The following is a 19,249-nucleotide window of genomic DNA, read 5'->3' as shown; positions in this document are numbered from 1 at the left end:
TACCGATGGCGGCCACCCCTGGTGCGGCCCCCGGGCACGATCCGATCCCCCGGCAGACCCCGGTCCCTGCCGCCGGACACACCCCGGTCCCTGCCGCCGGACACACCCCGGATCTCGGACACACCCCGGATCCCGGGCACACCCCGCTCCCCGCCCCGGTCCCCGGACGCACCGCGTTCTCCGACCCCGGTTGCCCGGACCCGGCCGAGATCCTGGTCAGCACCGAGCACCCGGCGCGTCCCCGGGGCCCGCAGGGTGGCCGTCGGCCGGCCCATGGCGCCCCGGCCCGCACCCACCTGCCCGACGGCACTGTGTTGTCCTGGCTGCCCCCCGACCTGCTCACGGTGACCCGCTACGCCGTTGACGCCGAGTATGCCGATCGGCGGGTGCCGCGGACCCTGGCGCGACGCTTCGGCAGCGAGGATTTCTGGACCCGCTGGACCCGGGCGGAGGTCTGCGCGAAGCTCACTGACACACCGATCCTGCTGTGGATCGACACGTACGGTCTGCCGGCCGATCCGGCCGCGGGGACAGGCCTGCGGGTGTGCTCCTTCGACCTGACCGGGCGCAACGGCCGGCCGATCCGGGTCAGCACCGGGACCACGGACGCCACCGGGACCACCGGGGCGGCGGGCACCCCCGGGACCGGCCCGACCCCTGACACCACCGGGACGACGGGCCCGGCGGAGGCCGCCGGAACGCTCCCGCCGACCGGACCGGTAGCCTGAGCCGGTGAGCCACCCCCAGGAGGTACACCGATGACGGACCGGCCGGTCGCTGTGACCCTGTCGGGGGTCCGCAACCGCACCCACCTGGTGCACGTCGCCTCCTATGTCCGCCACCTGCTCGCCACCCGGGCCGGCGAGGTCGTCGTCCGGAGCCTGGGCACCGGCGGCTTCCTCGGGCGGACGACCGTGACGGCCGAGGACGTGGTCGACTTTCTGCCCGACGATCCGGGACTGACCGTGGTGACCGGCCCCGATCCCGCCGCGCTGGCGCCCGGCGATGGGGTCGAGTGGGTCTACCTGGCGGTCGGGGCGCCCGGCATCAAGCCGTGGGCCCGGATGGTCGCCCACCAGCCCCTGCACCGACCGCACGTCGTGGTGGTGGACGAGGGCCTGGGCACGTACGGCACCTGGCGGACCCGCCGCGACGCCTGGGTGCGGCAGGGCGGCGGCCGGGTCTGGCCGACCGTCCGCGCGCTCGCCGTCTCGACCGCGGTGGCCCGGCTCACCGACGAACGCTGGGCGCTGTACGTCCGCGAGGATCACCGACCCGGACGACGCCCCGACGGGGCCGGTCCGGCCGCCGCCCACCCGGCCCGGTGGCGGGTCAACCCGGCGGTCGCCGACGAGTTCCGCCGACGGTTGCCGTCCCCCGCGCGACGTACGGACCGGGCGGTCTACCTGGCCCAGCCGTGGGTCGCGCTGGGGCTGCTGACGGCCGACGACTACCTCGCCCACCTGGCCGAGATCGGCACGGCCGCCGCTGCCGCCGGGCTCGACTTCGTCGTCCGCCCGCACCCCGCCGACCCCGACGACCTCTACCGGGGCCTGCCCGTCGCGGTGGGCCACGGCCCGGCGGAGATGGATCCCGACGTGGTCGCCGCGAGGGTCGCGCTCGGCTCCACCAGCACCGCGCTGCTCAATCTGGCCGCCCTCTACGGCACCACCGCCGTCCGGGTCCGGCACCCGCGGCTCGACCACCTCGACCTCGGGCTCGGGCCGGACCAGCGCTCGCTGCTGGACCAGTTCGTCCCGGCGTCGGCCGAGCCCGCCGGGCTGGCGCCCCTGCTGCGCTGACACCGCGAGCCGCGGCTGGCTCCCCTACGGCACTGGCACCGCGATGACACGGCGATCCCGGGCTGATATCGCGACGCGACGGACACCTCGCCCCGGACTGACCCCGCGATCGGGCCGGGTCCTGGCGACGGGTCGCCGGTGTCCGCGATCCGACTGTCGGCCGGGTCGGCCCGTAGAGTCGGTTCCAGTCGGCCCGTAGATTCGGTTCCCGTCGGCCCGTGACCCCGGTTCGACGGGTGCCGGACACCTGCGAAAGACGCTGTCCGGAACGAGGCCTGTCACCCGACCCGACGTGTCTCGGCCGACATCCCGACCCAGCACGCCCGCGTCGCCGGCCCGGACGCTCCGCGGAGTCCCGGGCGGCGGACCACCGATATCAGGACGGACAGATGACCCAGGACCCGCACCAGCCCGGACCGTACGAGCCACGGGGCCACGAGCCGCGCTACCGCCCGCCACGGCCCCCCGCGGCCGACCCGGCCCCCGGCTCCGAGGACCCCACCCACATCTGGGCCGACGGCATCGGGCTCGGCGGTGACGCCGACCGCGACGACCGCCGCAACGCCGAGAGCCGACCCACCGGATACGCGGCCGCCGGACAGCCGACGGGCCAGGCCTCGGCACAGCCGACACAGAACCCTGCGCAGGCGACACGGAACACGGCGCAGCCCCCGGGCCCGGTGCCGCCCTCGGCGTACCCCCAGAGCTCGGCCCCACCGTCACCCTGGCAGTACGGAGCCCAAGGCTCCGCCACGCCGCCGTCGTACACCGGCGCCCAGCCCGCTGCCGGGCCCCAGACCTACGCCGGGCCCCAGACCTACGCCGGTGCCTCGGAATACCCCGGCCAGGCCACACAGGGCCCCTCGTACGGTCAGCCTGCGCCCTCGTACGGCGGACATGGCAGCGCCGCCTTCGGCCAGCCCGAGGCGGCGTACGGCCAGCCGTACGCACCGGGGCCGCCCTCTGCCCAGGGCACCGATCCGCACGCCGCCTCACAGCAGCCCGTCCCGTTCCCCGGCGACCAGACACCCACGGCGCAGACCGGGGCGATCCACGATGCGCCGGCCGAGAGCCCCTTCGCCGCCCTGCGCGACCTCAGCTTCACCGAGTCGGCCGCGCCGAAGGTGACGAAGTACCTCTACCTGCTGCTTGTCCTCGCCGGTGCGCTCTACTGGATCGACGCGATCGTCACCGGATTCTCGGTCGGCGGGGCCGCGGGCATCGCCGCCCTGGTGGGCGGTGCCGTGCTGCTGGCCGCCTGGATCCTGCTGATCCGGGTCGGCCTCGAGGTCGCCCTCGCGGTGATCCGGCTCGGTGAGGACACCCGGGCGATCCGCGCGAATCTCGGTGCCGCTGCCTCCGACGACGCCACCCCCGACGACAGCACCACCGCCGTCGCCGAGGCTGATCCGGGGCCCTCGGCCGGGCCAGGGGGCCTGACGGGTCCCCTGGAGGCCGGGCGGTCTGACAGCGAAGGCCGCGGGGTCTGACGAGACCCTTGGGGCCGGGCGGTCTGGCGGCGAGGGCCGGAGAATCCGACGAGACCCCTGAGTGTCAGGGCTGACGGCGCGGACCGGGGTCTGACAGCGAGGATCGGACCTCGCCCGCCCGCCCCGGCCCGCCCGGCGCAGCCCTCATCCGTGGTGGAGGGCTGGTGTTGCCCGCTTCCGCGGGGTCCGGCCCGTCAACCGCCGCGTTCTTCGCCAGCCGCCGTCATTTCATTTCCTCGCGGCCAGCCGGCGGGCCGCGAGGAAATGAAACTGCAGCGGCCGCCTGAAGCTGCTGGGGCCGCCTGAACTGCAGCGGCCACCCGAGCCCCGTCCGAACCGCGGGAGCCGCTCGAACCGTCCGACAGCGAGAAGGCCGCCCTGACTCAGAAGAGCAGCGCCAGGGCCGGATCGGCCAGCAGTCGCGCGACATCGGCGAGGAACTTCGAGCCGCCCTCGCCATCGACTAGCCGGTGGTCGAAGGAGACCGCCAGGGTGGTGACCCAGCGCGGTTCGATCCGCTCCTCCGACCCGTGCCCGACCACCCACGGCCGTCGCGAGATCGCCCCCAGGCAGAGGATCCCGGACTCGCCGTTGTTGAGGATCGGCGTGCCCGCGTCCACGCCGAACACGCCGACGTTGGTGATGGTGAAGGTGCCGCCGCGCAGGTCGGCGGGGGTCGTCCGCCCCTCGCGGGCGGTCCGGGTCAGCTCACCGAAGTGGTGGGCGAGCTCGAGCAGGCCCATCTGGTCGGCGCCCTTGATGTTGGGCACGAGCAGCCCGCGCGGGGTCGCCGCGGCCACGCCCAGGTTGACGTCGCCGTAGTAGACGATCTCCTGGGCGTCCTCGTCCCAGCGGGCGTTCAGCTCGGGGTTCGTCCGCAGCGCGAGACAGGCGGCCTTCGCCACCATCAGCATCGGGGACACCCGGGCGTCGCGGAACTCGCGGGCGCTCTTGAGCCGCTCGACCAGGTCCATCGTCGCGCTCACGTCGCAGGTCAGCCACTCGGTGACATGCGGGGCGGTGAACAGCGAACTCGTCACGGCGAGGGCGGTCGCCTTGCGGACCCCCCGGATCGGCACCCGACCGTACGACAGCTTCGGCGGGCCGGCCAGGTACTCGTGCTCCGGGCCGGCGACCTCGGCCACCGACGGGGTCGGCGGCTCGACCCGGGCGACGGCCTCGACGGGCCGGCTGGTGGCGGCCAGCCAGGCGTCCACATCCGCGTACGTGATGGTGCCGCCCGGACCGGTGCCGGGAACGTCGCGGAGGCGTACGCCGCGGTCGCGGGCGTACTTGCGCACCGGCGGCTTGGCCATCGCCGCCCCGGGCTTGCGGGGTCGGCGGACGGTGGCGGCGGCCTCGGGGCCGTAGCCGACCAGGTTCGCAGTGGCCGCAGCGGGTGCCTCGGGCTCGGCCGCCGGCGACGCAGCCGGGACGGCGGCCGCCCGCGGCGCAGGAGCGGCCTCCACCGGCGCCACGGGAGTGGCCGGCGCGGCGGACAGCCCCGGGACGGCCGGTGCGGGAGCGGACAGCCCCGGGACGGCCGGTGCGGGAGCGGACATCCCCGGGACGGCCGGTGCGGAAGCGGACATCCCCGGGACGGCCGGTGCGGGAGCGGACAGCCCCGGGACGGCCGGTGCGGGGGCAGACAGCCCCGGGGCGGCGTACGCGGGGGTGGCCGGTACGGGAGCAGCCTGGGCAGGAGCGGCTTGGGCAGCGGTGGCGGTGCCCGGGCCACCGGCGCCCGCCTCCTCCTCGTCGGCCTCGCCGTCGTCGATCACGATGATCGGGGTGCCGACGTCGACCGTCTCACCCACCTCGACCAGCAGCTCCACGACGCGGCCGTCCCACGGGCTGGGCAGCTCGACCAGGGACTTGCTGGTCTCGACCTCGACGATCGGGTCGTTCACCTTGACCTCGTCACCGACAGCGACGAGCCAGGTCACGATCTCGGCCTCGGTGAGGCCCTCACCGGGGTCGGGCAGGGGAAAACGCTTCATGAGTGGTCCTTCCGCTCAGTGGTCGAGGGATCGTCAGTAGTCGAGGGATCGGTCGACGGCATCGAGGATGCGGTCCAGGTCGGGCAGCTGGTGGCGCTCCACCTTGCTCGGCGGGTACGGCACGTCGAAGCCCGTCACCCGCAGCACCGGCGCCTCGAGCGACCAGAAGCAGCGCTCCTGGATCCGGGCCGCCACCTCCGCGCCGGGGCCGAGGGTCTGCGGCGCCTCGTGCACCACGACCAGCCGGCCGGTCTTCCGCACGGAGGCCTCCACCGGGCCGAGGTCGAGCGGCGACAGCGACCGCAGGTCGATCACCTCCAGGTCGGTGCCCTCCCGGGCCGCGGCGTCGGCGGCCTCCAGACAGGTCGTCACGGTCGAGCCGTACGACACGACGGTGACGTCGGCGCCGGGCCGCAGCACGGCCGATTCGAACAGCCCGCGGGGCGGGGCGGCCGGGTCGACCTCACCCTTGACGTGGTAGCGCCGCTTGGGCTCGAGGAAGATCACCGGGTCGTTCGCCGCGACCGCCTGCTGGATCATCCAGTACGCGTCGTGCGGGCTGGACGGGCTGACGACCTTGAGGCCCGGGGTGTGGACGAAGTAGCTCTCGACCGACTCCGAGTGGTGCTCGATCGCGCCGATGCCGCCCTGGAACGGGATCCGGACGACGACGGGCATCGGGATCCGGCCGGCGGTGCGGGAATGGAGGTGGGCGAGCTGGGTGGTGATCTGGTTGAACGCCGGGAAGACGAAGCCGTCGAACTGGATCTCCAGCACCGGCCGCCACCCGCGCATCGCCATGCCGATGGCGGTGCCGACGATGCCGGACTCCCCCAGCGGGGTGTCGCGCACCCGCCCGGCGCCGAACTCGTCGAGCAGTCCCTCGGTGATCCGGAACACCCCGCCCAGGGTGCCGACGTCCTCACCGGCGATGATCACCTTGTCGTCGGCGGCCATCGCGGCCCGCAGGCCGGCGGTCAGTGCCTTGCCGAAGGTGAGCGTGGTCGGCTCGGTGAGCACCGGGGCCCGGCGGGCGGTCCGGCGCTCCTGGGTGCTGCGTGGTGGCGGGGTCATCGACGGCCCTCCCGATCGTGGACGGCGTGCTGCTCGGCGGCCCGGTCCTCGGGCGCCGCGTTCTTGGCGGTGTGGTTCTTGACGGCCCGGTCCTTGGCAGCTCGGTCCTCGACGGCCGGGTCCTCGAACGAGGCGACGTACGCCCGGAAGGCGTGCTGCTGGTCGGCGAGCTCGGGGGTCTGTTCGGCGTACACGACGTCGAACCAGTCGGCGAAGTCCGGCGGGGCGAGCGCGATGGTGCGGGCCCGCAGGTCGGCGGCGAAGTCGTCCGCCTCGGCCTGCAGCCGCGCCCACCAGGCGTCGTCGATCGCGCCGGCGCGGGTGAGGTACGTCCGGACCCGCTCGATCGGGTCCTTGGCCCGCCAGCGGTCCTCCTCGGCCCGGGAGCGGTACTTGGTCGGATCGTCCGAGGTGGTGTGGGCGCCCAGCCGGTAGGTGAACATCTCGATCAGCTGCGGCCCCTGCCCGGCCCGGGCCCGGTCCAGGGCCGCCTCGGTGACCGCCTGCACGGCCAGCGCGTCGTTGCCGTCGACCCGTACGCCCGGGATGCCGAACCCCTCACCGCGGCGGGCGAGCGGGACGATGGCCTGGCGGGACGTGGGCACCGAGATGGCCCACTGGTTGTTGGTCACGATGAAGACGACCGGGGCGTGGTAGCTGGCCGCCCAGACGAACGCCTCGTTCACGTCGCCCTGGGCGCTGGCCCCGTCGCCGAAGAACGCCAGCACCGCCCCGTCGTCGGGGCCGCCGGTGCCGGTGACGCCCTCGGCCTGCAGTGCCATCGCCCAGCCGACCGCGTGCAGCGGGTGGGAGCCGATGACGATCGAGTAGCGGTTGAACCGGGTCGCGATCGGGTCCCAGCCCCCCATGTCGACACCGCGCCACAGCGACATCAGGTCCAGCGGGTCGACCCCGCGGACCAGCGCCGCACCGTGCTCGCGGTAGGACGGGAAGCACATGTCGGCCGACTTCATCGCCCGCATCGTCCCGGCGCCGACCGCCTCCTGGCCCAACGTCGGCGGCCACAGGCCCAGCTGGCCCTGCCGCTGCAGGGCGGTGCCCTCGGTGTCCAGCCGGCGGGTCAGCACCATGTCGCGCAGCAGGGTGGCGACGTCGGCGTCGGTGCCGCCGAACGCGTGGTCCGGATCGGTCAGCCGTACGCCGTCGACGCCGAGCAGGCTGATCATCCGGATGTCACCGCCCGGCGTCGGAGCCGGGCCGGACACCCCCGACGGGTCCGTCCGCCCTTGTCGGGCGGGGGTCTGCACGGCCATGAGGCCTCCTTCGTACGTCCAGCGGCCCGGTAACCTACGCTTCCGTAGCCTGTCCTGGGAGTGACGTTACGGGACCGTAGGTTGCACGTCAGGAAGGGGGTGCGACAGAAACCCCTGACCCTTCATTGGCGGATCCCCACAATCCGGGGCATCCGCGTTCCGTGATCCGGATCACGCCTGTCCTCCATCGTGGCACCGGATGGTGTGCGACGTCCGGTGGACGCGACCGTACGGGGCCGGTCGGGCGCCACGCCCGGCCCGGCGACCGTCACACATCCCCGGTAGCCTGCAGGCATGGAGACCTCCCTGTCCGAGACCGCCCCCGCTCCGTCCGCGGCCGGCCCCGCGCGTGGCGGCACGCACCGTCCGACCGGGCACGTCATCGTCATCGGCGGCGGGGTGGCCGGCCTGGTGGCCGCCCGCGACCTGGTGCGCGCGGGCGCGCGGGTGACCGTCGTCGAAGCCTCCGACCGGATCGGTGGCCAGGTCCGGACGGTCGACTTCGCCGATCGTCGTGTCGACGTCGGCGCCGAGGCGATCCATGTGGCACCACCACACCTGTCCGCGCTGGTCCGTGACCTCGGTCTGTGGGACGACCCGCTGGGCTCCCACCACGGCCACACCCTGCTGGGTCATCCGCGTGGCGCCCAGCCGATGCCGGCCGGCCTCGGGCCCACCGGGCCGAGCCGGATCCGCCCGGTCCTGCAGTCCGGCATGCTGTCGCTGCCCGGCCTGGTGCGCGCCGGGATGGAGCCGGTGCTGGCCCGGCTCGCGCCGCCGCTGGCGCCCGAGCGGGACGTCAGCGTGGGCGACTTCCTCGCCGGCCGGTTCGGCCACGAGGTGGTCCGGCGGTTCGTCGACCCGCTGCTCGGCAGCCTGCACAGCGGCGACGTCTACCGGCTGTCGTTGCGCGGCACCGCCCCGCAGCTGGTGGGCGCCGCCGAGCACCGGACCTCGCTGATCCGCCGCAGCGCCCCGCGGCCGACCACCAGCGGGCCGTCGTTCATCAGCTGGGCCGACGGACTGCAGACCTTCGTCGACGCCCTGGCCTCCGACATCGAGGGCCACGGCGGACGGATCGCCCGCGGCGTCGAGGTGCGCCAGATCGTCCGTGCCGCCGGCCGCTGGCAGGTCCGCACCACCGCGGGCGGCTACGAGACCGACGCGATCGTCCTCGCCACCCCGACCCCGGTGACGGCCGGGTTGCTCGGCCCGCTCACCCGCGCCGCGGAGCCGCTGCGGGAGCAGCGCTCGGCGTCGGTGGTCAACCTGATCGTGGCGCTGACGGCCGACCAGGTCTTCCACCACGCTGCCGGGGACCGGTTCCCGCTGCGCGCCACACCGGAGACGAACGGCATCCTGCTGCCCTCCGACGCCCCGTGGACGATGAAGGCGGCGACCTTCCTCGGCACCAAGTGGCCGCATCTGCGGCGCACCGCCGACGGCCGCGACGACAACGCGTTCCTGGTCCGCATCTCGGCCGGCCGGGTCGGCCTGCACGTCGTCGACGAGCTCGACGACGCCGAGCTCGCCGCCCGCCTGCTCGATGACCTGCACCGCACCACCGGGGTGCGCGCCGACGTGCTGGACTCCACCGTGGTCCGCTGGCCGGCGATGCCGCAGTGCGAGGTGGGCCATCCGGCCCGGGTGGCCGCGGTGCGCACCGCCCTGTCGACGAGTCTGCCGCGGCTGGCCCTGGCCGGCGCCGGCATCGACGGCATGGGGATGTCGGCGGTCGTCCGCTCCGGCCAGGCCGCCGCGACCGCGATCGCCGCGGCGCTCGCCTGATGGCCGGGCTGCTGGTCGCCGGGACGTCCTCGGACGCGGGCAAGTCGCTGCTGGTCACCGGGCTGTGCCGGGCCGCGGCCCGCCGCGGGGTCCGGGTCGCGCCGTACAAGGCGCAGAACATGTCCAACAACTCGATGGTGGTCGACGGGCCGGACGGGCGCGCCGGGGAGATCGGCCGGGCCCAGTGGCTGCAGGCCCGCGCGGCGCGGGTCACCCCGACGGTCGACATGAACCCGGTGCTGCTGAAGCCCTCGACCGACCGCCGCTCCCACGTGGTGCTGCGCGGCCGGCCGTACGGCACGCTCGAGGCGGGCGAGTACGCGCACGGGCGGGGCGCCCTGATCGAGGCGGCCGGGGCGGCGTACGAGGCGCTCGACGCGGCGTACGACCTGATCATCTGCGAGGGCGCCGGGTCGCCGGCGGAGATCAACCTGCGCGAGGGCGACTACGTCAACATGGGCCTGGCCCGGCGCTTCGGGCTGCCGGTGGCGCTGGTCGGCGACATCGACCGGGGTGGCATGCTCGCCGCGGTCTACGGCACCTGGGGGCTGCTCGACGACGCCGACCGGGCACTGCTCGCCGGCTACCTGGTGAACAAGTTCCGCGGCGACGTCGAGGTGCTGCGGCCCGGGCTGGACACCCTGACCGCGCGGACCGGGCTGCCCTGCTTCGGCGTCGTGCCGTGGCTCGACGGGGTCTGGCTGGACAGCGAGGACACCCTGCTGGTCGGCTCCCCGGCGTCCGCGGTGCGCGACGCCGGGCCGCGGCTGACCGTCGCGGTGGTCCGGTTGCCGCGGGTCTCCAACGCCACCGACCTCGACGCGCTGGCCGCCGAGCCGGGCCTCGACCTGACCGTCACCACCCGTCCTGATGTGCTGGCCGCGGCCGACCTGGTGGTCGTGCCGGGCAGTCGCTCGACGCTCGGTGACCTGGCCTGGCTGCGGGCGACCGGCATCGGGGCGGTGCTGGCGGCCCGCGCGGCCACCGACCGGCCGGTGCTGGGCATCTGCGGCGGCTACCAGGCGCTGGGCCGTACGATCGCCGACCCGGACGGCGTCGAGGCGACGGGCCCCTCGCCGGCGACGGGCTCCCTCCGGGCAGCCTCGACCGGCACCACCACTTCCGGGACAGCCTCGACCGGCACCGTTCCCGGGCTCGGGCTGCTGCCGGCCGACACGGTGTTCCATGCCGAGAAGTCGCTCGGTCGGCCGACCGGGTCCTGGCACGGGCGTACGGTCACCGGCTACGAGATCCACCACGGCGTGGCGACCGTCGACGCGGGCGCGGAGCGGTTCCTCGACGGGGCGCGGGCCGGGGCGGTGTACGGCACGATGTGGCACGGGACGATGGAGGACGACGCGTTCCGGCGCGCCTTCCTCACCGAGATCGCTGACGTGTCGGGATCTGCCTGGCGGCCGGATCCGGCGGCGCCGGGCTTCGACGCGCGCCGCGAGACGATGATCGACACCCTCGCCGACGCGGTCGAGGAACACGCCCCGGCGCTGCTGGAGCTGGTGCTGGGCCGGACCCGCTGACGCCACACAGAGCGGCACTCGCCCGCTGCCGACAACGATGGGAGGATTGCCGTTCGAGCGGTCCTGCGCCCTGCGCCGCCCCGATCGCCGTCACCCCGATCGCCCGGACGACCCATCGTCGTCATCGGTCGGGAGAGCGATCAGTCGCGACCCGGACCTGAAACAGAAGCCCACCTGGAGGAGCCCTGATGTCCCGGATCACCACTGCCGTCTGGTCGCGCCCCGAAGCCGAGCGCGTCGGCACCACCCTCGTCGTTGCACTGCACGGCCGCGGCAGCGACGAGAGCTCGATGCTCGGCCTCGCCACGCTGCTGCCCGACGCCGCGACGCTGGTCGCCCCGCGGGGCCCGGTCCCGGTCGACGGCGGCTGGACCTGGTTCGAGAACCGGGGCATCGGTCGCCCGCTCGAGTCCTCGATCAAGGAGACCGCGGCGGCACTGCTGGAGTGGCTCGGCACCGTCGAGGAACAACACACCCGGATCGTCCTGCTCGGCTTCTCGGGGGGCGCCGCGATGAGCGGCGGCCTGCTCTTCAGCGCCGCGGACCGCTTCGCCGGCGCCGTCCTGCTCTCCGGGACCCTCCCCTGGGACGCCGGGCTCGAGGCGCCGGAGGGGCTGCTGTCCGGCATGCCGGTCTTCTGGGGCAACGACCCCGCCGATCCGGTCATCCCCGCGGAACTGATGGCCCGCAGCCGGCGCTGGCTGGTCGAGGAGTCCGGTGCCGACCTGGCGGAACACACCTACCGGGGCATGGGCCACGGCATCAGTGCCGAGGAGGGGCGCGACATCGCGGCGTTCCTGACCGGGGTCGCGGCCGAGTCCTGACGCGGGGGGACGTGGCTCCGGCGGCCGCACGGACGGGTGGGAGGATGACCGCATGGTCAGCACAGTCCAGGTGATCGGCATCGGCACGGGTGACCCCGGCCTCGTCACGTACGAGGCGGCGGCGGCCCTCCGCGAGGTCGACGTGTTCCTCGTCGCCGACAAGGGCGAGGTGAAGCACGACCTGGTCGAGGCCCGGCGGGCCCTGTGCGAGCACTTCATCGGCGACGCCCACCCGTACCGCTTCGTCGAGGTGCCCGACCCGCAGCGCGGCCCCGACGCCGAGCGGGACACCACCGCGTACGGGGCGGGCGTCCGGGACTGGCACGGGGCCCGGGTCCGTGCCTACGCCGACATCATCGACGGGTTGCCCGCCGACGCCACGGTCGGCTTCCTGGTCTGGGGTGACCCGGCGTTCTACGACTCCACACTGCGGATCGTCGACCGGCTGCGCCCGCAGTGCGGCCCGTTCGAGGTACGGGTGGTGCCCGGCATCAGCGCCCCGCAGCTGCTGGCGGCCCGCCACGCCATCCCGCTGAACCGGATCGGCGCCTCGATCCACATCACCACCGGCCGGCGGCTGGTCGAGGAGTACGATCCCCGGCTCGGCGACGTCGTCGTCATGCTGGACGGCTACCTCACCTGCCGCGAGCTGGTCGACCGCTACCCCGACCTGACCATCTACTGGGGCGCCTACCTCGGCGGGCCGCACGAGGTGCTGCGCCGCGGACGCCTCGCCGACGTGATCGACGAGCTGGCGGAGCTGCGCACCCGGCTGCGCGAGGAGCACGGCTGGGTGATGGACACCTACCTGCTGCGCCCCTGAGCCCTGTTGCACCCTGGCCCGTGCTGCACGCCGGCCCCCGCTGCACCCTGCTGCGCCCTGAGCTCCGCGACACCCTGAGCCTCTGCATCCGGGAGTCCCGACCGGGACGCCCCTCCCCCGCCCCCCCGGCGGCCGGGCCACCCCCTAACGTGGGTCCGTGCAGATCTGCGACCCCGACCAGGAATCGACCTTCGACGAGCACGAGGACGAGGACGCACTGGAGCCGACCCATCTGATCCGGCGCTCGGACGTGGTGCTGCGCGCCGGCATCATGATGCTGGTCGCCGGCACCTCCGGCCTGCGGGTGCGCGAGGTGATGCAGGCGGTGGCCCGTACGGTCGGGATCGGCCGGATCACCGCCCAGGTGACGTTCACCGACATCGTCCTCACCGTGCAGCGGCGCACCATCTTCCGCACCCAGGTCGCCGAGATCAACGCCCCGGGCGTGAACGCCCACCGGATCGCGATGATGCAACGGCTGGCCCACGGCCTGCCGCGGCGGGCCGGCGTCTCCGAGGTGGACGCGATGCTCGACGAGATCGAACGGACCCCACGGCTCTACCCGGCCTGGGGCCTGGTGCTGCTCGTCGCGCTGGCCTGCGGGTCGGTGACGGTGCTCAGCAACGGCAGCTGGCGGGAGGTGCTCGCGGTGCTGCCGGCCTCCGCGATCGCGTACCGGCTGCACCGTACGTTCACCGGCTGGCAGCTGAACCACCTCGCGGTGGTGATGATGTCGGCGGCCACCGCGACCGGACTGTACGTCGGCTTCACCGACCTGCTCGATCTCGCCCTGGGCGGCCCGAGCCCGCGGATGGCGGCCGGGCTGGTCTGTGCCGCGATCTTCCTGATCCCGGGCTTCCCGCTGGTCACCGCAGGGCTCGACCTGACCCGGATCGACCTGCTGACCGGCATCCCGCGGCTGATGTACGCGGCCCTGGTGCTGCTCGCGATGGCGATCGGCGTGTGGGGCGTGGCCACCCTGAGCGGTGTCTCACCCGCCGCGGTGCCGCCGCTGGCCGGGCACCCGGTGGTCGTCCGGGTGGCGCTGCTGGCGGCGAGCTTCTTCGCGGTGTTCGGCTGGGCGACGATGTTCAACTCCCCGTGGCGGATGGCGCTGGCCTCCGGGGTGGTCGCGATCATCGGCAACACGCCCCGGCTGCTGATGCTGGAGAACGGCGTGAAGCCGCATGTGGCCACCTTCGTCGGGTGTTTCCTGATGGGCCTGCTGTGCGCGGTCGCGGCCCGGATGTTCTCGATGGAGAAGATCATCATGACCGTGCCGACGGTGCTGGTGTCGATCCCCGGATCAGCGGCGCTGCGGACGCTGATCTACTTCGACCAGGCCGACGTCGTCCAGGCGATGCAGAACGGCGTGTCGACCGTGCTGGTGGTGATCGCGATGGTCGCCGGCCTGTCCGGGGCGCGGATGCTGACCGATCCGGAGTGGGCGTTCACCCGGGCCGATCCGCCGACCACCTGGCAGATGGTCGGCCGGGTCCTGCGGCCCCACCGGCGGGCCTGACCCGGCCCCGGCAGCACCGGCCGGCCCCGCCGACTCACTCCTCCAGGTCGCCCTCCACCTCGAGGTAGACCTCCTGCATCCGGGCCAGCAGCTCCGGATCGGGCTGTTCCCACAGGCCGCGGTCGGCCGCCTCGTGCAGCTTCTCGATGATCCCGTTCAGCGCCCATGGGTTGGCGTGGCGCAGGAACGCCTGGGTGTCCTCGTCCAGCACGTACGACCCGGCCAGCTGCTCGTACATCCAGTCGTCGACCACCCCGGCGGTCGCGTCGAAGCCGAACAGGTAGTCGACGGTCGCCGCCAGCTCGAACGCCCCCTTGTAGCCGTGCCGCTGCATCGCGGCGATCCAGCGCGGGTTGACCACCCGCGACCGGAAGACCCGGGCGGTCTCCTCGGCCAGCGACCGGGTGCGGACCGCGTCCGGCACGGTCGAGTCACCGACGTACGCCTTGGGGTCGGCGCCGGTCAGCGCGCGGACGGTGGCGACCATCCCGCCGTGGTACTGGAAGTAGTCGTCGGAGTCGGCGATGTCGTGCTCACGGGTGTCGACGTTCTTCGCGGCGACCTGGATGCGGCAGTAGTTGGCCTCCATGTCGTCGCGGGCGGGCCGCCCGTCCATGTCGCGGCCGTACGCGTAACCGCCCCAGGTCGTGTAGACCTCGGCCAGGTCGGCGTCGGTGCGCCAGTTGCCGGCCTCGATCAGCGGCAGGATGCCGGCCCCGTACGAGCCGGGCTTCGAGCCGAAGATCCGCGTCGTGGCGCGCCGCTCGTCGCCGTGCACGGCGCGATCGGCCCGGGCGTGGGCCCGCACGTAGTTGTCCTCGTCCGCCTCGTCGAGGCCGGCCACCAGCCGCACCGCGTCGTCGAGCATCGCGATGACGTGCGGGAACGCGTCCCGGAAGAAGCCGGAGATCCGTACGGTCACGTCGATCCGCGGCCGGCCGAGCTCGGCCGGCGGCACCACGTCGAGACCGGTGATCCGCCGGGAGGCCTCGTCCCAGCGCGGCACGACACCGAGCAGCGCGAGCACCTCGGCGATGTCGTCGCCGGAGGTGCGCATCGCCGAGGTGCCCCAGACCGACAGGCCGACCGACTGCGGGTAGGCCCCGGTCTCGGCCCGGTAGCGGGCGACGACCGACTCGGCCATCGCCGACCCCGTCTCGTACGCCAGCCGCGACGGGATCGCCTTGGGATCGACGGAGTAGAAGTTGCGCCCGGTCGGCAGCACGTTGACCAGGCCGCGCAGCGGCGAGCCGGACGGGCCGGCCGGGGTGTAGCCGCCGGCCAGGGCGTGCAGCACCGCGTCGATCTCGCCCGCGGTCCCGCGCAGCCGGGGCACCACCTCCTCGCAGGCGAACCGCAACGACGCGGCGACCGCGGTCAGCTCGGCGGTGCCCGGGTCGCCGGCGGCCCGGTCGACACCCAGCACCGCTGCCACCACCTCCGCCACCGCGCCGGCGTCCCAGTCGCGCGCGGCCAGGCCGGCGACCAGCGCGTGTGCCAGGCCTTCGACCCGGTCCACCTCGGCCAGCGGGGCGTCGTCGGCCAGGCCGAGCGCCCGGCGCAGCCCCGGCACGGCGTTCACCGCGCCGCCGAAGACCTGCCCGGCCCGCAGCACCGCCAGCACCAGGTTGACCAGCTCCTCCCCCTGCGGAACGCGGCCGAGCACGTGCAGGCCGTCGCGGATCTGGACGTCCTTGATCTCACACAGCCAGCCGTCGATGTGCATCACGAACTCGTCGAAGGCGTCGCCCTCCGGGCGGTCGTCGAGGCCGAGCTCGGCGTCCATCCGGGCGGCCCGGATCAGCGTCCAGATCTCGGCCTGCAGTGCGGGGGCCTTGGCCGGGTCCATCGCCGAGACGTTGCCGTACTCGTCGAGCAGCTGCTCCAGCCGGGCGATGTCGCCGTACGTCTCGGCGCGGGCCATCGGCGGGATCAGGTGGTCGACGATCGTCGCGTGCGCCCGGCGCTTGGCCTGGGTGCCCTCGCCCGGGTCGTTGACCAGGAACGGGTAGACCACCGGCAGCGCGCCGAGCGCCGCGTCCGGACCGTCGGCCGGGGAGAGGGCGAGGTTCTTGCCGGGCAGCCACTCGAGGTTGCCGTGCTTGCCCAGGTGGACGATCGCGTCGGCGCCGAAGTCCTCGGCCAGCCAGCGATAGGTGGCGAGATAGTGGTGGGTCGGGGGCAGATCCGGGTCGTGGTAGATGGCGATCGGGTTCTCCCCGAAGCCGCGCGGCGGCTGCACCATGATCACCACGTTCCCGGCGCGCAGCGCGGCCGCGACGATCTCCCCGTCCGGGTCACCGGAGGCCCCGGACCCCGCGCCGGGGTCTTCGGCGCCGGTCCCCGTGCCGGAGCCCGGACCCGTGCCGGAGCCGGTGTGGCCGCGGTCCACGAAGAGCTCGCCGGGCGCCTCGCCCCAGGCCCCGGTCACTGCCGCGCGCAGCGCCTCGGGGAACGCGGCGAACCACTCCCGGTAGCGCGCGGCCGGAATGCGGATCGGCTGGCCGGAGAGCTGCTCGGCGGTGAGCCAGTCCTCGTCCTGGCCGCCGGCCTCGATGATGGCGTGGATCAGCGCATTGCCGCGGGTGGTGTCCTCCGCCTCGCCCTCGGGCACCTCACCGATGCGCGCGAGCAGGTCCTCGTACGCCTCGGTGCCGGGGATCTCGCCGGGCGCGCCGACGTCATAGCCCGCCGCGCGCAGCGCCCGCAACAACCGGATCAGCGAGACCGGCGTGTCCAGGCCGACCGCGTTGCCGATCCGGGCGTGCTTGGTCGGGTAGGCCGACAGGACGATCGCGATCCGGCGCCGGGCCGGCGGGATGTGGCGGAGCCTGGCGTGGTTGACGGCGAGTTCTGCGACCCGGCGGGTCCGCTCCGGGTCGGGGACGTAGTGCGGCAGCCCGTCGGCGTCGGCCTCCTTGAACGAGAACGCGACGGTGATGATCCGCCCGTCGAACTCCGGCACCGCCACCTGCGAGGCGACGTCCAGCGGTGTCATCCCCTCGTCGGAGGCCGCCCAGGACTCCCGGCTCCAGGTCAGGCACAGCCCCTGCAGGATCGGCACGTCGAGGCGGGCCAGCGCGTCGACATCCCAGGACTCGTCGTCGCCGCCGGCCTGGGCGGTGGCGGCGCGGGTGCCGCCGGCGGCGAGCACGGTGGTGACCAGCGCGTCGTACGACCCCAGGTGCGCGAGCAGGTCGGCCGGCGCCTCCCGCAACGAGGCGGCGAAGATCGGCACCCCGACGCCCCCGGCGGCGTCGACCGCGTCGGCCAGCGCCTCGGCGTACGCCACGTTGCCGGCGGCCCACTGTGCCCGGTAGAAGAGGATGCCGACCCGCGGCCGGGTCAGCTCGGTGCTGGCAGGGCCCGCACCGCCGACGCCGGACGGAGCTGCGTCGCCCGACCGCCCCGGTTCGCCCGACTCACCCGGCTGGCGCAGCGCCCCCCAGAACGGCTGCTCGGCGGGCGGCTCGAACCCCTCGCCGGTGAGCAGCACGGTGTCGGAGAGGAAGCCGTGCACCTGCCGGAGGTTCTCCGCGCCCCCTTGGGCGAGGTAGACGTGGGCCTGCGCCGCCACCCCGATCGGCACCGTGGACAGTGCCATCAGTGCCGCGTCGGGGCGCTGCTCGCCGCCGAGGACGACCAGCGGCCGGCCGGCGGCCCGGGCGGTGGCGTACGTGGCGGGCAGTTCCTGGGGGCCGCCGAGGAAGCGGAACACCACCAGGTCGGCCGCGGCGACCAGTCGGGCCACCTCGTCCTCGTCGACCCGGGTCGGGTTGGCCCAGACCCAGTCGGCGCCGCTGGCGCGGGCGGAGAGCAGGTCGGTGTCGGAGGTGGACAGCAGGGCGATCGTCGGCACCCGCCGAGCCTAGCCAGCCGGGTCGCCGTGGGGTCCCCGGAGCGGAACGCCCGTGGCACGGATCCGTCTACGGCGCACGTAGGATATGTGCCATGAGTGACCCTCGCCCCCTGATCGACCGTTGCCCGGGTCTCACCCGTCCGTTCCGCGCCAGCGACGGCGCGATCGTACGGGTGCGCAAGCCCGGTGGCCGGATCCCCACCGCGGTGCTGCGCCACCTGCTCGGCATCGCCGAGCGCTGGGGCGACGGCCGGGTGCAGGTCACCACCCGCACCAACCTGCAGGTCCGCGGCCTGCCGCTCGAAGCGGACGGGTCGGTCCCCGAGGAGATCGCCGACGCGGTCCGGGCGACCGGTCTGGTGCCGCCGACGCACGAGCTGGTCCGCAACGTGCTGTGCTCCCCGATGGGCGCGATCGACCTGCAGCCGATGGTCGCAGAGCTCGACGAGGAGCTGCAGGAGATCCCGCTGCTGGAGCAGCTCGCCGGCCGCTTCATGTGGGCCTTCGACAACGGCACCGGCGACGTCGCCGGCGAGCCGTGGGACGTCTGTTACCAGGCCCTCGACGAGGATCACGGCATCGTCGCCCTCGACAACGGCCGGGCCTGGGAGATCTCCCGGGCCGATGCCCCCTCGGCGATGCTGGCCCTCGCCCAGGAGGTCCAGATGGCCCGGACCGAGACCGAGCGTCCGGTCTGGCACTCCCGCGAACTGGCCTACCGGCTCGGTGACGACATCCCCGACCAGACCGACCGGCCGATCCGCGTCACCGGCCCGCTCCCGGTCGGGACGTACGGTGAGGACCTGCTGGCCGGCGTGCCGCTCGGCCTGTTCACCGGCGAGATGATCCGCGCCCTGCCGGTGCTCGCCGACGTCACCCTCACCCCGTGGCGCCAGGTGCTCATCCCCGGCGGCGCGCAGGACGCCGAGGCGTACGCCGCCGCCGGCTACGTCGTCGACCCGGCCGACCCGTGGGCCTCGATCAGCGCCTGCACCGGCCTGCCGAACTGCGTGAAGTCCGCGATCGACACCGTGTCGATGGCGAACGCGCTGGTCGAGGCGGCCCGCCAGGACCCGTCGATCATCCGCCGGCCGGTGCACGTCTCGGGCTGCGACCGCCGCTGCGGGGAACCGCACGGCGAGCACGTCGACCTGCTGGCCCCCGCCGACCTGGCCACCGCCCTGGCCGAGCTGCGGGCGTGAGCGCGCCCATGACCCTGCCCGCCCGCCCGCCCCGGCGCTACGACTACGACACCGAC

13 protein-coding genes are annotated in these 19,249 nt (G+C 74.2%); 9 read left to right on the top strand and 4 right to left on the bottom strand.

Features of this window, described 5'->3' with window-relative positions:
• Positions 1-5: 5 nt before the first annotated feature.
• The 3 genes from VB059_RS02430 to VB059_RS02420 all read left to right on the top strand — a co-directional run bounded on the left by VB059_RS02430 (position 6) and on the right by VB059_RS02420 (position 3,292).
• On the top strand, positions 6-728 hold the full coding sequence (locus VB059_RS02430) for a hypothetical protein (RefSeq protein ID WP_323420436.1): 723 nt from the start codon (positions 6-8) through the stop codon (positions 726-728).
• A gap of 30 nt (positions 729-758) precedes the next feature.
• On the top strand, positions 759-1,802 hold the full coding sequence (locus VB059_RS02425; protein WP_323420435.1) for a hypothetical protein: 1,044 nt from the start codon (positions 759-761) through the stop codon (positions 1,800-1,802).
• 389 nt (positions 1,803-2,191) lie between these two features.
• On the top strand, positions 2,192-3,292 hold the full coding sequence (locus tag VB059_RS02420) for a DUF4282 domain-containing protein (protein WP_323420434.1): 1,101 nt from the start codon (positions 2,192-2,194) through the stop codon (positions 3,290-3,292).
• A 383-nt stretch (positions 3,293-3,675) separates the two neighbouring features.
• Here VB059_RS02420 and VB059_RS02415 read toward each other — a convergent pair whose 3' ends face one another.
• From VB059_RS02415 to VB059_RS02405, 3 genes are read right to left on the bottom strand one after another with little or no spacing between them, the layout of a single operon-like run.
• Positions 3,676-5,292 (bottom strand): dihydrolipoamide acetyltransferase family protein, encoded by a 1,617-nt coding sequence (locus VB059_RS02415; protein WP_323420433.1) that lies wholly within the window; start codon positions 5,290-5,292, stop codon positions 3,676-3,678.
• Between the two features lie 33 nt (positions 5,293-5,325).
• The gene (locus tag VB059_RS02410; protein WP_323420432.1) at positions 5,326-6,366 is read right to left on the bottom strand and encodes an alpha-ketoacid dehydrogenase subunit beta; all 1,041 of its coding nucleotides are present in this window, start codon (positions 6,364-6,366) and stop codon (positions 5,326-5,328) included.
• On the bottom strand, positions 6,363-7,640 hold the full coding sequence (locus VB059_RS02405; protein WP_323420431.1) for a thiamine pyrophosphate-dependent dehydrogenase E1 component subunit alpha: 1,278 nt from the start codon (positions 7,638-7,640) through the stop codon (positions 6,363-6,365). The genes VB059_RS02410 and VB059_RS02405 overlap by 4 nt, the downstream gene beginning before the upstream one ends.
• Before the next feature lie 294 nt (positions 7,641-7,934).
• Here VB059_RS02405 and hemG point away from each other — a divergent pair, with 294 nt between their 5' ends.
• The 5 genes from hemG to VB059_RS02380 all read left to right on the top strand — a co-directional run bounded on the left by hemG (position 7,935) and on the right by VB059_RS02380 (position 14,132).
• The gene (hemG, locus tag VB059_RS02400; RefSeq protein ID WP_323420430.1) at positions 7,935-9,428 is read left to right on the top strand and encodes a protoporphyrinogen oxidase; all 1,494 of its coding nucleotides are present in this window, start codon (positions 7,935-7,937) and stop codon (positions 9,426-9,428) included.
• Entirely contained in the window at positions 9,428-10,963 is a 1,536-nt protein-coding gene (locus tag VB059_RS02395) for a cobyric acid synthase (RefSeq protein WP_323420429.1), read from the top strand. The genes hemG and VB059_RS02395 overlap by 1 nt, the downstream gene beginning before the upstream one ends.
• 188 nt (positions 10,964-11,151) lie before the next feature.
• Positions 11,152-11,787 carry a serine esterase gene (locus VB059_RS02390; RefSeq protein WP_323420428.1) on the top strand — a complete coding sequence of 212 codons (636 nt, stop codon included), beginning with the start codon at positions 11,152-11,154 and terminating at the stop codon, positions 11,785-11,787.
• Between the two features lie 52 nt (positions 11,788-11,839).
• Positions 11,840-12,610: a precorrin-6A synthase (deacetylating) gene (gene cobF / locus VB059_RS02385; RefSeq protein WP_323420427.1), complete on the top strand. Its 771-nt coding sequence runs from the start codon at positions 11,840-11,842 to the stop codon at positions 12,608-12,610.
• A gap of 157 nt (positions 12,611-12,767) precedes the next feature.
• The gene (locus VB059_RS02380) at positions 12,768-14,132 is read left to right on the top strand and encodes a threonine/serine exporter family protein (protein ID WP_323420426.1); all 1,365 of its coding nucleotides are present in this window, start codon (positions 12,768-12,770) and stop codon (positions 14,130-14,132) included.
• 34 nt (positions 14,133-14,166) lie between these two features.
• Here VB059_RS02380 and cobN read toward each other — a convergent pair whose 3' ends face one another.
• The gene (gene cobN / locus VB059_RS02375; protein ID WP_323420425.1) at positions 14,167-17,991 is read right to left on the bottom strand and encodes a cobaltochelatase subunit CobN; all 3,825 of its coding nucleotides are present in this window, start codon (positions 17,989-17,991) and stop codon (positions 14,167-14,169) included.
• A 92-nt stretch (positions 17,992-18,083) separates the two neighbouring features.
• Here cobN and VB059_RS02370 point away from each other — a divergent pair, with 92 nt between their 5' ends.
• A complete protein-coding gene (locus VB059_RS02370) occupies positions 18,084-19,193 on the top strand; it encodes a hypothetical protein (protein WP_323420424.1) in 1,110 nt (369 codons plus the stop codon).
• Positions 19,194-19,249: the final 56 nt, after the last annotated feature.

The organism is Raineyella sp. (assembly GCF_034933565.1).
Taxonomy (GTDB): Bacteria; Actinomycetota; Actinomycetes; order Propionibacteriales; family Propionibacteriaceae; genus Raineyella.
This window is presented reverse-complemented; position numbering and strand designations above follow the sequence as displayed.